General features: G+C 65.9%; 12 protein-coding genes. 5 read left to right on the top strand and 7 right to left on the bottom strand.

Annotation, left to right across the window (positions count from 1 at the left end; translation table 11 throughout):
- Positions 1 to 108: 108 nt before the first annotated feature.
- A complete protein-coding gene (locus F9929_RS20885) occupies positions 109 to 1,080 on the top strand; it encodes a hypothetical protein (RefSeq protein WP_152048487.1) in 972 nt (323 codons plus the stop codon).
- Positions 1,081 to 1,408: 328 nt separating this feature from the next.
- On the opposite strand, the gene F9929_RS20880 is transcribed toward F9929_RS20885, so the two are convergent.
- A complete protein-coding gene (locus tag F9929_RS20880; protein ID WP_152048486.1) occupies positions 1,409 to 2,161 on the bottom strand; it encodes a pyridoxine 5'-phosphate synthase in 753 nt (250 codons plus the stop codon).
- A 142-nt stretch (positions 2,162 to 2,303) separates the two neighbouring features.
- Here F9929_RS20880 and F9929_RS20875 point away from each other — a divergent pair, with 142 nt between their 5' ends.
- A complete protein-coding gene (locus tag F9929_RS20875; RefSeq protein WP_152048485.1) occupies positions 2,304 to 3,077 on the top strand; it encodes an SH3 domain-containing protein in 774 nt (257 codons plus the stop codon).
- Here F9929_RS20875 and recJ read toward each other — a convergent pair.
- The 5 genes from recJ to F9929_RS20850 form a co-directional block, all read right to left on the bottom strand.
- Positions 3,074 to 4,906 carry a single-stranded-DNA-specific exonuclease RecJ gene (recJ, locus tag F9929_RS20870; protein ID WP_152048484.1) on the bottom strand — a complete coding sequence of 611 codons (1,833 nt, stop codon included), beginning with the start codon at positions 4,904 to 4,906 and terminating at the stop codon, positions 3,074 to 3,076. The two genes, F9929_RS20875 and recJ, sit on opposite strands and share 4 nt — an antisense overlap.
- Positions 4,906 to 5,889 (bottom strand): class II fructose-bisphosphatase, encoded by a 984-nt coding sequence (gene glpX / locus F9929_RS20865; RefSeq protein ID WP_152048483.1) that lies wholly within the window; start codon positions 5,887 to 5,889, stop codon positions 4,906 to 4,908. Before glpX ends, recJ begins: the two co-directional genes overlap by 1 nt.
- Before the next feature lie 76 nt (positions 5,890 to 5,965).
- The gene (locus tag F9929_RS20860; protein ID WP_152048482.1) at positions 5,966 to 7,270 is read right to left on the bottom strand and encodes a homoserine dehydrogenase; all 1,305 of its coding nucleotides are present in this window, start codon (positions 7,268 to 7,270) and stop codon (positions 5,966 to 5,968) included.
- Positions 7,271 to 7,302: 32 nt separating this feature from the next.
- A complete protein-coding gene (locus F9929_RS20855; RefSeq protein ID WP_152048481.1) occupies positions 7,303 to 8,523 on the bottom strand; it encodes an LL-diaminopimelate aminotransferase in 1,221 nt (406 codons plus the stop codon).
- 40 nt (positions 8,524 to 8,563) lie between these two features.
- A complete protein-coding gene (locus F9929_RS20850; RefSeq protein WP_152048480.1) occupies positions 8,564 to 8,974 on the bottom strand; it encodes a hypothetical protein in 411 nt (136 codons plus the stop codon).
- Between the two features lie 205 nt (positions 8,975 to 9,179).
- Here F9929_RS20850 and phaC point away from each other — a divergent pair, with 205 nt between their 5' ends.
- The 3 genes from phaC (at position 9,180) to radC (ending at position 12,739) form a co-directional block, all read left to right on the top strand.
- Positions 9,180 to 11,021, top strand: a complete 1,842-nt coding sequence (gene phaC / locus F9929_RS20845) for a class I poly(R)-hydroxyalkanoic acid synthase (RefSeq protein ID WP_152048479.1) — start codon at positions 9,180 to 9,182, stop codon at positions 11,019 to 11,021.
- Positions 11,022 to 11,112: 91 nt separating this feature from the next.
- Positions 11,113 to 11,964, top strand: coding sequence for a type I methionyl aminopeptidase (map, locus tag F9929_RS20840; protein WP_152048478.1), 852 nt, complete (start codon positions 11,113 to 11,115; stop codon positions 11,962 to 11,964).
- Between the two features lie 28 nt (positions 11,965 to 11,992).
- Positions 11,993 to 12,739 (top strand): RadC family protein, encoded by a 747-nt coding sequence (radC, locus tag F9929_RS20835; RefSeq protein ID WP_328596013.1) that lies wholly within the window; start codon positions 11,993 to 11,995, stop codon positions 12,737 to 12,739.
- 4 nt (positions 12,740 to 12,743) lie between these two features.
- Here radC and F9929_RS20830 read toward each other — a convergent pair whose 3' ends face one another.
- Positions 12,744 to 13,028, bottom strand: a complete 285-nt coding sequence (locus tag F9929_RS20830) for an usg protein (RefSeq protein WP_152048476.1) — start codon at positions 13,026 to 13,028, stop codon at positions 12,744 to 12,746.
- Positions 13,029 to 13,132 lie beyond the last annotated feature (104 nt).

Raw genomic sequence — 13,132 nt, 5'->3', positions numbered from 1 at the left:
AGGGAAGCCGGCGGCGCCCTTTCCGTTTCAGCCCACGTTTCGGCGAAGTTGACCCATGTTTCGATCCGAGAGATGGGTCGAAATGCGGGGCGACGGAAGTTGCGGACCGTGCCATCCTGGCGCGAACTCCTCTTTCCCGAGTCAGCCGTGGCCCGCAGACCCTCGCCGCCCCTCCCCCGCGAAGAGCGGACGTTCATAAATCCCATGGGCATCCGCCGCGAAGGCGGCGACGGCCGGCCGTTGTTCTATCACCGCGACTGGCGTTTTCTCGAGATCGACGTGGAAGCCTACGACCTTCTCCGCGTGTTCTCGAGCCTGAGCGAAGCCCGGGACGTCGCGGACGCGCCCGGCGACGCCGAGCTGCGGGCGAAGGCCTCGACCGGCTACGCGTCGATGACGCCGGAAGAAAAGGCCTCCTTCGAGCAGATCCAGGTCCGGGAAGTCGCGAAATCGAACGTCCCCGATGCCCGCCGCCTCGTCGGGTGGGGCCGAATCGTCGGCGACCGAAGCGTCCGCGTCTTTTCCGCTGCTAGGGACGGCAAGCCGCAGACGGACTACGACCGCACGTTCGACCGCGTCCGCGTCGGTCTGAGGTCGATCGGCCAGGAAGACTATGTCGGCGTCTTGATGCATTGGGACCGCGACATGCCACGCGGCGACGGACCGTTCGAATCGGCCGACGACCATCTCGTTCTCGACGTCGTGGTGCGGAGCAGCCTTCTGGAGGGTCTCGCGGCCGAACTCGCGGGTCGGACGACGCCGCCGGCGCTGCGACTGCATCTCATGGCTCTGCTCTATCAAGACGAGGTTGAAGAGGCCCTCGCGAGGCCGGAGCACGATCAGACGTATGCGATGCTCGAGGGAGGGTCGGCTCGGGTCTACGTGTCCAATCTGACCGTGGGCATCTCGTCGAGGCGGGCTGAGGCGGTTCGCGAGGAGGAGTCGGAGTGGGTCGAGGCCCCTGCCCCGGTCGCGACGGTCGCGCCGGACGGAGGCGACATCGGCCGGCGGATCCGAGGCTTGGCGATCGCGGTCTGGGGCTTGGCGGCGGCCGTGGTGATCGCGGCCGTTCTGCGGTAATCCTTGCCGGCCGACTCCCTCCCGACTCCCTCCCGGAGGGACAAAGGATTGCCGGTAGCGACGAGGATGGACCGATCCTTCGCCGGAATTACGATCCTCCGGCAATCCATTAAGATTCGAGGATAAACGTCCGCGCCTGCTCGTTTACACCGAGGATGTCGGCAGTTCGAGCCTGTCATCGCCCACCGCCCCATTCTGAACTGTCACGCAAAATCGACCGACGCGGCTGCTGTAACGCGCTTCGTGTGGTTCTATTGCCGGATGCGGCGCCGATTTGCTCTCGGGTCGCATCTCCATCCTCTTCCTCGAATGCGGTAAGGGCCAGCCCTTATCCGCCTTGCAGTGCGCGACTATAGGCGCGGACGGCTCCGGCCATGCCGAGTTCAAGCGCGTCGGCGGTGAGTGCGTGACCGATCGAGGCTTCGGCCACGTTCGGCAGGTGGGCGATGAGGGGCGGCAGGTTTTCGAGCGTGAGGTCGTGGCCGATGTTGATGGCGAGCCCGGCCTCGGTCGCCGCCTTCCCTGCCCGCGCCAATTCCTCCAGGCGGAGCTGCCGCGCGGCCGGATCGGAATGGGTGGCGCCGTATGGGCCGGTATAGAATTCCACCCGATCAGCACCGATCTGCGCGGCGATCTCCAGACCGTTCGGGGCGGGATCGGCGAAAAGCGAGACTCGCATTCCGCCGTCCTTCAGCCGGGCCACGACTTCGGCGAGAGACTGACGATTCGCCGCGAAATCCCAACCGTGGTCGGACGTCGCCTGCGTCGGATCGTCGGGCACGAGGGTCACCTGATCCGGGCGCGCGTCGAGCACGAGCTTCAGAAAATCTTCGGACGGATATCCCTCGATGTTGAACTCGGCCCCCCGACCGTGTTCGGCGACGACGCGGCCGAGAACGGGCACGTCGGAGAAACGGATATGCCGTTGGTCGGGGCGCGGGTGGATGGTGATGCCGTGAGAACCCGCCTCCAGAGCGATCCGCGAAAGGCGCGCGAGGTCCGGCCATGGCAGGTCCCGGCGATTGCGCAGCATGGCGATGGCGTTGACGTTCACCGAAAGCTTCGGCCGGTTCTGGCTCATGGAAGACCCTCCTCGAAAGCGCGCCCGTGATGCATCGGCAAATGTCACGCCGAGCCTTCCCGAGACAATGGCGGCCGGTTCGAAAAAGGTCCTGTTAACTGCGAGGCTCCATTCTTCGCCTCGAAAGATCGGGGGTTCGGGATTGGCCAGTCGGACGAAAAAGAAGGCCGCGCCGCGAAAGGCCGCCGCGCCGAAAGCCAGGGCGAAGGGTTTCGGCCTGCCGTCGGTCGGCTGGCTCGCGGCAGTGGGGGTGGTCGCGGCCTGGGCGATTTCGGACGGGCGACCCGCTCGATACGCTCGATCCACGATGGATTCGCTTCACGCCAAGCTGCCGGCGCTCGATCCACGGGACGAAGTCGCCGGCCTCATCAAGGAAAACGTTTTCAGCCGCCCTGTTCCGAAGTCCGAGTCATCGCATCGCGTGGCCTCATCTTCGGCCTCGGTCTCAGCCGATCGTACCGGCTCGATCGCGCCGGCACCCCGTCCCGCGCCGCTTCAATACGCGGCGATCCCGAAACCCAGTCCCGCCGCGACCATGTTCGCGCCTCAGCCGAAGGCGGACATCGGCCAGCCGTTCGCAGTTCCGGCGGCTCCGGTCGCCAAATCACGACCGGAGCCGACGCCGAGCCGCATCGTCCCCGTGCCGCCCCTCGCGATGGGCACGAGCGGCATGCGAGTGGCATCGCTGCCTTCCGGCGGCCAGCGCCACGCGACGCGCGAACTCGTCGTCCACGCAGCCCCGAACGGCGATTCCGCAAAACTCGGAGCCGTCGATTCGGGGTCGTCGGTTCTCGTGATGCGCTCGGCCGGCGGCTGGCGCTATGTGCGCAGCGAAGGCTCGAACACCGAAGGATGGGTGGACGGCCGCTTCCTCGCCGGCGAAGCGACATCCGATGCCGGCACGTTGCTGCGCTAGCGGGGAATCTCCGCGGCATCTACGATCCGCAGGCTGACGCTTTCGCGCCCCCGATAACGGTCGATGGACACTGTCCCGGCGACGTGAAGCATCTCTCCGCCGGCCAGAAGGCGCTTGCCGAGATCCGTGTCCGCCGCGCGAAAGGCGATCGCCGAGACGATATTGCCATCGGCACCCTTCAAGGCGGCGCGCACATGACTGCCGGAAAAGACCGACGCGGAGGCGATCGAGTGGCGCGGAAGGGCGAACACCGGCTGCGGGTGACCGGAGCCGAAGGGACCGGCCGATTCGAGGCGGTTGACGAAGTCGACGGTCGCCCCCGTCGCGCTCAACGCGCCGTCGAGCTTCAGGTCGTTCTGGGATGGAAGCGCATCGGCCAGCCTTTGCGCTTCTTCCTCGGCGAAGGCCCGGAAGTCGCCGAGCCGCGAGCGCTCCATCGTCAGGCCCGCAGCCATCGCATGACCGCCGCCCTTCACCAGGATGCCGGCATCCACCGCGCGCCGAACCATGGCCCCGAGATCGAAACCTGGAACGGAACGGCCGGAGCCCGTGCCCCGGCCCGAGCGATCGAACGCGACGGCGAAGGCGGGGCGGCGATAGCGCTCCTTCAACCGCGCGGCGATCAGGCCGACGATCCCGGGATGCCAGCTTTCCCTGGCGCCGACGAGAACGCCCGGCCCCTCGCCCGTCCCGATCTCGGCTACAACCTCCTCGTCGGCCTCGGCTAGCATGCGGCGTTCCATGCCCTGCCGCTCTTCGTTGAGGAGATGCAACTCGTCCGCAAGCTCGGTCGCTTCCGCCTCGTTCTCCACGGTCAGAAGCCGCGCGCCGAGATGCGCTTGCCCGATGCGCCCGCCGGCATTGATGCGGGGGCCGAGAATGAAGCCTAGATGATAGGGGTCGATCGGCCCCGACAAACGCGCGACGCGCGCAAGGGCCCGAAGGCCCGCTTTTTCCTGCCGCCGCATGACTTCGAGACCTTTCACCACGAAGGCTCGGTTCAGCCCGACGAGCGGCACGACATCGCAAACGGTGGCGAGCGCGACGAGATCGAGAAGCGACAGGAGATCGGGCAGATCGGAACTCGACCGGCCGCGCCGCCGAAGCTCGCGCGACACGGCGGTCAGCGTCATGAACACGACGCCGGCCGCGCACAGCGGGCCGAGACCGGACAGGTCGTCCTGCCGGTTCGGATTGACGATGGCGCGAACGGGAGGAAGCTCCTCGCCTGTCTGGTGATGATCGAGCACGACGACATCAACGCTGCGACGCTTTGCTTCCGCCAGCGCCTCGTGGCTCGTCGTGCCGCAATCCACGGTGATGATCAGGCTCGCGCCCTCGTCCGCCAGTTCGCCGATGGCGCGGGGATTGGGGCCGTAACCGTCGATGATGCGGTCGGGGATGCGAATGCGGGGCGCAAGGCCGAAATGGGAAAGATAGCGCCACAACAGCGCTGAACTCGCGGCGCCATCGACATCGTAATCGCCGAAGATCGCGATCCGCTCCGAGCGCTCCACCGCGTCGGCGATGCGGCTTGCTGCAACATCCATGTCCGTCATCGTGGACGGATCGGGCATCAGGTCGCGAATCGTCGGCGTCAGAAACGCCGCTGCCGCCTCCGTCGCGATGCCGCGCGCGCCGAGCACCCGGCACACCAGTTCGGGGATGCCGGTTTCCTGACTCATGCGCAGCGTCGCAGCCTCGCCGCGCTCATCCAGGGAATGCAGCCAGCGCTGTCCGAGGATGGAGCGCTCGACGCCCAGAAACAGGCGCGGCGCCTTCGGGTCCCGCGCGGGAACCTCGCGATAACCGGCCGCGAGCGCCCGCATCAAAGACCGAACTTCGTCCGGTCGAAATGGCGGGCGCGGATTTCGCGGTTGGTCTTGGAGGTCGAGCGCATGACGATCGTATGAGTCTCGATACGGTCGCGGTAGAAGCGCACGCCGTTGAGAAGGTTGCCGTCGGTGACGCCGGTCGCTGCGAACACCACGTCGCCATTGGCCATGTCGGTCAGCGAGTAGATGCGGTTCGGATCGTTGATGCCCATCTCCTCGGCGCGGGCGCGCTTTTCCAGCGTGTCGAGGCGCAGGCGACCCTGCATCTGCCCGCCGACGCACAGAAGCGCCGCCGCCGCCAGAACGCCCTCCGGCGCGCCGCCGATGCCGAGATAGATGTCGATGCCCGTGCTTTCCGAATCGGACGTATGGATCACGCCCGCCACGTCGCCGTCGCCGATCAAACGGATCGCTGCCCCGGTGGAGCGCACGTCCTCGATCAGTTGCGCGTGGCGCGGCCGGTCGAGAATGCAGGCGGTTATCTCCGAGATCGGCACGCCCTTGGCCTTGGCGAGCGCGACGATGTTGTCCGGGGCTGGGCGCGACAGATCGATCAGCCCCTCGGGATAGCCGGGGCCGATCGCGATCTTCTCCATGTAGACGTCGGGCGCGTTCAGAAGGCTGCCGCGCGCCGCAAGGGCGATCACCGCGAGCGAGTTCGGCAGGTTCTTGGCGCAGACCGTCGTGCTCTCCAACGGGTCGAGCGCGATGTCGACGGAAACACCCTGCCCCGTTCCCACCGTTTCGCCGATAAAGAGCATCGGCGCTTCGTCGCGCTCGCCTTCGCCGATGACGATGCGGCCGTCGATCGGCAGGAGGTTGAGTTCAGAGCGCATGGCATCGACCGCCGCTTGATCGGCCGCCTTCTCGTCGCCGCGCCCGCGCCACGTGGCTGCGGCCACGGCCGCACGCTCGGTGACGCGCGCGATCTCGATGGTGAGACCCCGGTCGATTCGTTCCGCCGATGCTGCGCTCAAGGTCGATGTTCCCCGTTCGGGTTCTCGTTCGCCGGTCCGCGCGACGCCTTCAAGACGCCGGCGAATGGAGGCCGTATCAGTCGAGCGGCTCGATGCGGATCATGCGCGGCTCGCCCGAGAGATGTCCATCGCGCGAGATGGCGTCAATGGCCTTGCGCACCGCCGCCTCGGTGGTCTCGTGGGTGATGAGGATCACCGGCGCGACCTCGTCGCTTTCATGCCCGGCGCGTTTGCGCTGGACGATGGATTCCAGCGAGATCGCGCTTTCCGCCATGCGCCGCGCGATGGAAGCGAAGACGCCGACGCGGTCGTGGACCGTCAGGCGGATATAATAGCCGCCCTCGTGCGAGCGCATCCGCGCCTTGCGATAAGGCTGGAGGTTCGTCGGCGGAACGCCGAAGGTCGCGATGCGCGTCCCGCTCGCGATGTCGAGAATGTCCGATAGAACGGCGGAAGCCGTGGCGTTGCCGCCGGCTCCGGGGCCTGCCAGCAGGATGGAGCCGAGAAGGTCGGTATCCACGGCGACCGCGTTCGTTACGCCGTCGACTTGAGCCAGCGCCGAACTCGACGGGATCATCGCCGGGTGAACGCGCTGCTCGATGCCGGTTTCGGTGCGCTGCGCGACGGCCAGAAGCTTGATGCGAAAGCCGAGTTCGGCCGCCGCCTCGATATCCTCGCTGGCGATCTGCTCGATGCCCTCGATGAAGACAGATTCGAGGTCGATCTCGGAACCGAAGGCGAGCGAGGTCAGGATCGTCAGCTTGTGCGCGGCATCGAACCCGCCGATGTCGAAGGTCGGGTCGGCTTCGGCGTAACCCAGCCGCTGCGCCTCGGCGAGGCAGGCCTCGAAGCTTAAACTTTCCCGCTCCATGCGCGTCAGCATGTAATTGCAGGTGCCGTTCAGAATGCCGTAGATGCGGCTGACCGTGTTGCCGCGCAACGCCTCGCGAAGGGCCTTGATCACCGGAATGCCGCCGGCGACGGCGGCCTCGAAGGCGATGGTCGTGTTCTTGCGCGCGGCGAGCTTGGCCAGCGACACGCCGTGATGGGCGAGAAGCGCCTTGTTCGCCGTCACCACCGGCAGGCCGCGATTGAGCGCGGCCTTCACCGATTCCAGCGCCGCGCCTTCGGACCCGCCGACGAGTTCGACATAAACGTCGATATCGCCCTTGGCCGCGAGCGCGACGGGATCGTCGAACCACTGCAGCCCTGAGATGTCGATCCCGCGATCCTTGGAGCGGTCGCGCGCGGTGACCGCCGAGACGGTGATCGGCCGCCCGACGCGTTCGGCGAAGAGCCCGCCCTTTTCAACGATCAGGCGGGCGAGCGAGGCGCCAACGGTGCCGAGACCGGCAACGCCAAGTTTCAACGGGCTGGACATCGGGTTCCTTGAAGGCAGAAGGCTCGGAACGCTCAGGCCGTCTGGCTGAGCGGAACGACGTTCTGCCGCGCTTCCTGCTGCGGCGCAAGGAAGCGCTTGATGTTGCGCGCCGCCTGCCTGATCCGATGCTCGTTCTCGACCAGCGCGATGCGCACGAAGTCGTCGCCGTGTTCGCCAAAGCCGATGCCGGGCGCGACCGCCACATCCGCCTTTTCCACCAACAGCTTGGAGAATTCCAGGCTGCCGAGGCGGCGGTAGGGCTCGGGGATCGGCGCCCAGGCGAACATGGTCGAGGACGGCGGCGGAACCGGGAAACCGGCACGGCCGAAACTTTCCACCAGAACGTCGCGGCGGCGCTTGTAGACCGACCTCACCTCGGCGATCGCGTTGTCGCCTCCGTTCAAGGCGGCGGTCGCCGCCACCTGAATCGGCGTGAACGCGCCGTAGTCGAGATAGGATTTCACGCGCGCAAGCGAGGCGATGAGGCGCTCGTTGCCGACGGCAAATCCCATGCGCCAGCCGGGCATGGAGAAGGTTTTCGACATGGAGGTGAACTCCACCGCCACGTCGATCGCGCCCGGAATCTGGAGGATCGAAGGCGGCGGCGTTTCCTCGAAGAAAATTTCGGCATAGGCGAGATCGGAAAGGACGATGATCTCGTGCTTGCGGGCCAGCGCCACGACTTCCGCATAGAAGTCGAGATCGGCGACATAGGCCGTCGGGTTCGATGGATAGTTGAGGATGATCGCCAAGGGCTTGGGGATCGAATGGCGCACGGCGCGATCCACCGCCGCCAGGAACTCGTCGTCCGGCTTGGCCGGGATCGAGCGGATCGTGCCGCCGGCCATCAGGAAGCCGAAAGCGTGGATCGGATAGGTGGGGTTCGGGCAAAGCACCACGTCGCCGGGCGCGGTGATGGCCTGCGCCATGTTGGCGAAGCCTTCCTTGGAGCCGAGCGTCGCCACGACCTGCCGGTTCGGATCGAGCTTCACGCCGAAACGGCGCTCGTAATAGTTGGCCTGCGCCCGGCGAAGGCCGGGAATGCCCTTGGAGGAAGAATAGCGATGGGTGCGGGGGTCCTGAACCGCCTCGCAAAGCTTGTCCACGACGAATTGCGGCGTCGGCAGGTCGGGATTGCCCATGCCGAGATCCACGATGTCGGCACCACGCGCTCGTGCGGCCGCCTTGAGGCGGTTCACCTCCTCGAAGACGTATGGCGGCAGCCGGCGGATCTTGTGGAACTCTTCGCTCATCGCTCTCATCCCGGCGCCTCTTGCGGGCGCCTTTCTCGCTTCAGCGCCCTTCGATCTGGCGCAGAACGTCCTCGTTGCTCTTGCGGGCGGCATTGCGCTGCACTTCGATGGACGTGATCGCGTTCACGTCCTTCTCGTGCTGGGCGCGGATCTTGCGCGCCGCCGCGACCGAGCTTTGATACTCGGCGGAAGCGGAGCGAACCTGATTGTTCTGCTGCCGCGCGGCGGAAAGAAGACCGTCGCGATCGCTCGCCACCGCCGCGCTGTCGAGCTGCGGGGCGGCCTGGCCCGGAAAGGCGCCGAGCAGCGGATAGCCGTTTTCATCTAGACGCTGCGAGGAAGGGCCGAAGCTGCGATCCGGGCGCTGAGCCAGCAGCGAAGGGCCTTCCGGCGGCGGCAGAATGTTGCAGCCGGCCAGCGGCCCGAGAGCCGCCACGCCGATCAGCAACAAACACCTCGTCCATGCCGTCATCTTCGCTACCTCGAAACGCGAAACCTGACTAACCTCATAACCGAATCGCGACGCACCGGAAACCCGTCGCGAAACGGCGATGCCTTCTTGCTGCGGATGGATGTCCGACTGCAGGATGGGAACGAATGGCGGGCGGCGGACGTCCGAACTGGAAACGCGTGACGTCGAGCGGAGGAACGCAGTCATGGCGACGACGGGAGAAGGCTCAAGACCGGACGCTGGGCACGCGGAGGGCCGGACGGACGAGGGATATATTCTCCGCGATCCGGAAGCATTCACCCGCAACATGGCCCATGTGATCGAGTTTCTCGGCAAGGCCGCCTCGGCCTGGGTGGAACCGCGAGAGCGCGGCGAAAACGTCGATTCCGGGCCGATCAGCATTCCCGAACTCTTCGCCACCATGTCGAAGGTCGCGGACTTCTGGGTCTCAGACCCGCGCCGCATGGCTGAAGCGCAGTCGAACCTCGTGGCAGGGTATCTCGGCGTTTGGGGCGACACGATGAAGCGGCTGAGCGGCGAGGAACCGGCGACGCCCGACGCCATCCGGGCCGACAAGCGCTTCGCCGACGAGGAATGGTCGAAGAATCCGTTCTACGATTCGCTGAAGCGCTTCTATCTTTTCACCTCCTCCTGGGCCGAGGACCTCGTTCAGGACGCCGACGGCATCGACGAGCACACGCGCAACAAGGCGGCGTTCTATGTCCGCCAGATCAGCCACGCGCTGTCGCCCTCGAACTTCATCATGACCAATCCCGAACTGATGCGCGAGACGGTGCGCTCCAACGGCGAGAACCTCGTGCGCGGCATGCGCATGTTCGCCGAGGACATGGCCGCGGGGCGCGGCAGCCTGCGGCTGCGGCAGGCGGATTATTCGACCTTCGAAGTCGGGCGCGACATGGCGATGACGCCGGGCAAGGTCATCGCCCAAAGCGAGGTCTGCCAGATCATCCAGTACGAGCCCTCGACCCCGACCGTGTTCGAGCGCCCTCTCCTCATCGTGCCGCCCTGGATCAACAAGTTCTATATTCTCGACCTCAGCCCCCAGAAGTCTTTCATCCGGTGGGCGGTGGAACAGGGCCACACGGTGTTCGTGATCTCCTGGGTGAACCCGGACGAAAGCCACGCCGCGAAGGATTGGCGCGATTACATCCACGACGGGATCGTGTTCGGGCTCGACACGGTGGAAAAGGCCACGGGGCAGGCGGAGGCGAACACGATCGGCTATTGCGTCGGCGGGACCCTTCTCGGCGCATCCCTTGCTTACCTGAAGACGGTCGGCGACGATCGCATCAAGTCGGCGACGCTTCTGACCACGCAGATCGACTTCACCCATGCCGGCGACCTGAAGGTCTTCGTGGACGAGGACCAACTCGCCTCTCTCGACAACACGATGCAGACGAAAGGCTATCTCGACGGCAGCCGGATGGCGACCGCCTTCAACATGCTGCGGGCCGGCGACCTGATCTGGCCCTATTTCGTCAACAACTACCTGAAGGGCAAGGAGCCGATGCCCTTCGACCTTCTCTATTGGAACGCCGATTCCACCCGGATGCCCCGCGCCAACCACCTGTTCTACCTGCGCAACTGCTATCTGGAGAACCGGCTGGCCACCGGCCGCATGGAGATCGGCGGCCAGCGGGTGGACCTCACCGGCGTCGATATCCCGATCTACAACCTCGCCACCAAGGAAGACCATATCGCGCCGGCGCTCAGCGTTTATACCGGCAGCCGCTTCCTCGGGCCGAACGTCACCTTCGTTCTCAGCGGCTCCGGCCACATCGCGGGCGTCGTCAACCCGCCGGATCGGATGAAGTATCAATACTGGACCGGGCCGGCTCCCAGCGCCGACGTGCCCTTCGAGGACTGGTTGCGACACACGGCGGAAACCAAGGGCTCGTGGTGGCCGCATTGGCAAGGCTGGATCTCCGCGCAATCGGGCGAGCAGGTGAAGGCGCGCAAACCTGGCGGCCGGAAGCTCAAACCCATCGAGGACGCGCCCGGCTCCTTCGTGCGCGTCAAGTCTTGAGGAGGATGGTCCCGGCGGGCTTGAAGCATCGCGTCATTGGTGCGACATCACCTCAACTCGCTGGCACCAGCCCAGGAAAAGCATTTTCACCATGACGAGCTATCTCGAAGCCGAGGTCCTCCCCGCCCGCAACACGGGAGCCATCCGCCTTTACGACGCGGAGGCCTTCGAGGGCATGCGCCGCGCCTGCCAGTTGACGGCGCGCTGCCTGGACGAACTCGCGAACATCGTCCAGCCGGGCGTCGCGACGGAAGAGATCGACCGCTTCGTTCTGCGCTTCGGCCTCGACAACGGCGCCCTTCCCGCGACCTTGAACTATCGCGGCTACATGAAGAGCGTCTGTACCTCGATCAATCACGTCGTCTGCCACGGCATCCCGAACGACAAGCCGCTGCGCGACGGCGACATCGTCAATATCGACGTGACCTTCCTTCTCGACGGCTATTACGGCGACGCGTCGCGCATGTATCCGGTGGGTAAGGTGAAGCGCGCGGCCGAGCGTCTCTGCGAAGTGACCTACCACTCGCTGATGCTGGCCATCGCTGAGGTGAAGCCGGGCGCGCATATGGGCGATATCGGCGCAGCCATCCAGACCTTCGCGGAAGGCGAGCGCTGCTCGGTCGTGCGCGACTTCTGCGGCCACGGCGTCGGCCGCATCTTCCACGACGCGCCGAACGTCCTGCATTACGGGCGGCGCGGCGAAGGCGCCGAGATGCGCCCCGGCATGATCTTCACCATCGAGCCGATGATCAATCTCGGCAGGCCGCATGTGAAGGTGCTGGGCGACGGCTGGACGGCCGTTACCCGCGACCGCAGCTTGTCGGCGCAATACGAGCACACGGTGGGCGTCACCGAAACCGGCTGCGAGGTCTTCACCTTCTCGCCGGGCGGCCTCGATACGCCGGGCCTCGCCATCGGCGGACAGCACGGCACGGCCCGTTGACACCATGACGCGGCGCGACGGCATGCCCATGGACGACGGGTCGCCGGCGCTCGATCTTCTGGAAGCGCCCGCCCCGGCACCGAAACATCGCGATGCCGCCCCCGCCAACCATCAGCATGGCCATCGCGACCGCCTGCGCGAACGTTTTTCAGTCAGCGGCGCGAGCGCGCTTGCCGATTACGAGCTGCTCGAACTCCTTCTGTTCCGCACCATACCCCGCCGCGATACGAAGCCGCTCGCCAAGGCGCTGCTGGCGCGTTTCGGCAGCCTCGGCGAGGTCCTGAACGCGCCCCCGGCGCGGCTGAGGGAAGTTTTCGGCATGGGCGAAGCGACGGCGCTCGATTTCGGCATCGTCGCCGCCGTCAACGAGCGCGCGATGCGCTCGGCGGTCCGTTCGCGCGAAGTCCTGTCCTCGTGGTCGGCGGTGATCGACTACTGCACCGCCGCGATGGCGCACCAGACGCGCGAGCAGTTCCGCATCCTCTTCCTCGACAAGAAGAACGCGCTGATCGCCGACGAGGTGCAGCATGTGGGAACGGTCGACCATACGCCCGTTTATCCGCGCGAAGTCGTGCGGCGTGCCCTCGAACTTTCGGCCAGCGCGATCATCCTCGTGCACAATCATCCATCCGGCGACCCCACCCCGTCACGCGCCGATATCGAGATGACCCGCACCATCGCCGAAACGGCGCGGCCGCTCGGCATCACGGTGCACGACCACGTCATCGTTGGCCGCTCGGGTCATACGAGTCTGAAGGGTTTGAAGCTCTTCTGACCGATCAGTGCAGGTGGCCGACCTCGCGCGCCATGCGAATCTCGTGCGGGGCGATGAGGCCCTTGTGCATGACTTCCACCGAATGGATCGAGGCATCGACCTCCCGCCGCCAGTGATCGAGGAAACGCATCAGCCGAGGATAGTCCGGCGCGATATCGGCGAACTGCCACATGAAGGTCTGGAGCAGGCTCGGATGATCGGGCATCCGGTAGAGGATCTTCGCCGTGGTCAGGCTGAAGCCCCTCAGCATCTTCTGGAAATCGGGATCGGCGGCAGGACGGGTCTGCATCTGTGACGCTCCATCTCTCGTGCCGACGAGCGATGCCCGTTCGGCAGAGAGATGCTGCGCCCGCATTATTGATCGAAGCTTAATCACGATCAGTTGGTAGGCAG

It is taken from the genome of Aureimonas psammosilenae, from assembly GCF_009176975.1.
GTDB classification, from domain to species: Bacteria; Pseudomonadota; Alphaproteobacteria; order Rhizobiales; family Rhizobiaceae; genus Plantimonas; species Plantimonas psammosilenae.
This window is presented reverse-complemented; position numbering and strand designations above follow the sequence as displayed.

Excerpts from the sequence above, each read along its gene's own strand:
- F9929_RS20880 (WP_152048486.1), bottom strand. The coding sequence starts at position 2,161 with ATGAGCCAGAACCGGCCGAAGCTTTCGGTGAACGTCAACGCCATCGCC.
- recJ (WP_152048484.1), bottom strand. The coding sequence starts at position 4,906 with ATGCGGGCGCTCGCGGCCGGTTATCGCGAGGTTCCCGCGCGGGACCCG.
- F9929_RS20860 (WP_152048482.1), bottom strand. The coding sequence starts at position 7,270 with ATGTCCAGCCCGTTGAAACTTGGCGTTGCCGGTCTCGGCACCGTTGGC.
- F9929_RS20855 (WP_152048481.1), bottom strand. The coding sequence starts at position 8,523 with ATGAGCGAAGAGTTCCACAAGATCCGCCGGCTGCCGCCATACGTCTTC.
- phaC (WP_152048479.1), top strand. The coding sequence starts at position 9,180 with ATGGCGACGACGGGAGAAGGCTCAAGACCGGACGCTGGGCACGCGGAG.
- map (WP_152048478.1), top strand. The coding sequence starts at position 11,113 with ATGACGAGCTATCTCGAAGCCGAGGTCCTCCCCGCCCGCAACACGGGA.
- radC (WP_328596013.1), top strand. The coding sequence starts at position 11,993 with ATGGACGACGGGTCGCCGGCGCTCGATCTTCTGGAAGCGCCCGCCCCG.
- F9929_RS20830 (WP_152048476.1), bottom strand. The coding sequence starts at position 13,028 with ATGCAGACCCGTCCTGCCGCCGATCCCGATTTCCAGAAGATGCTGAGG.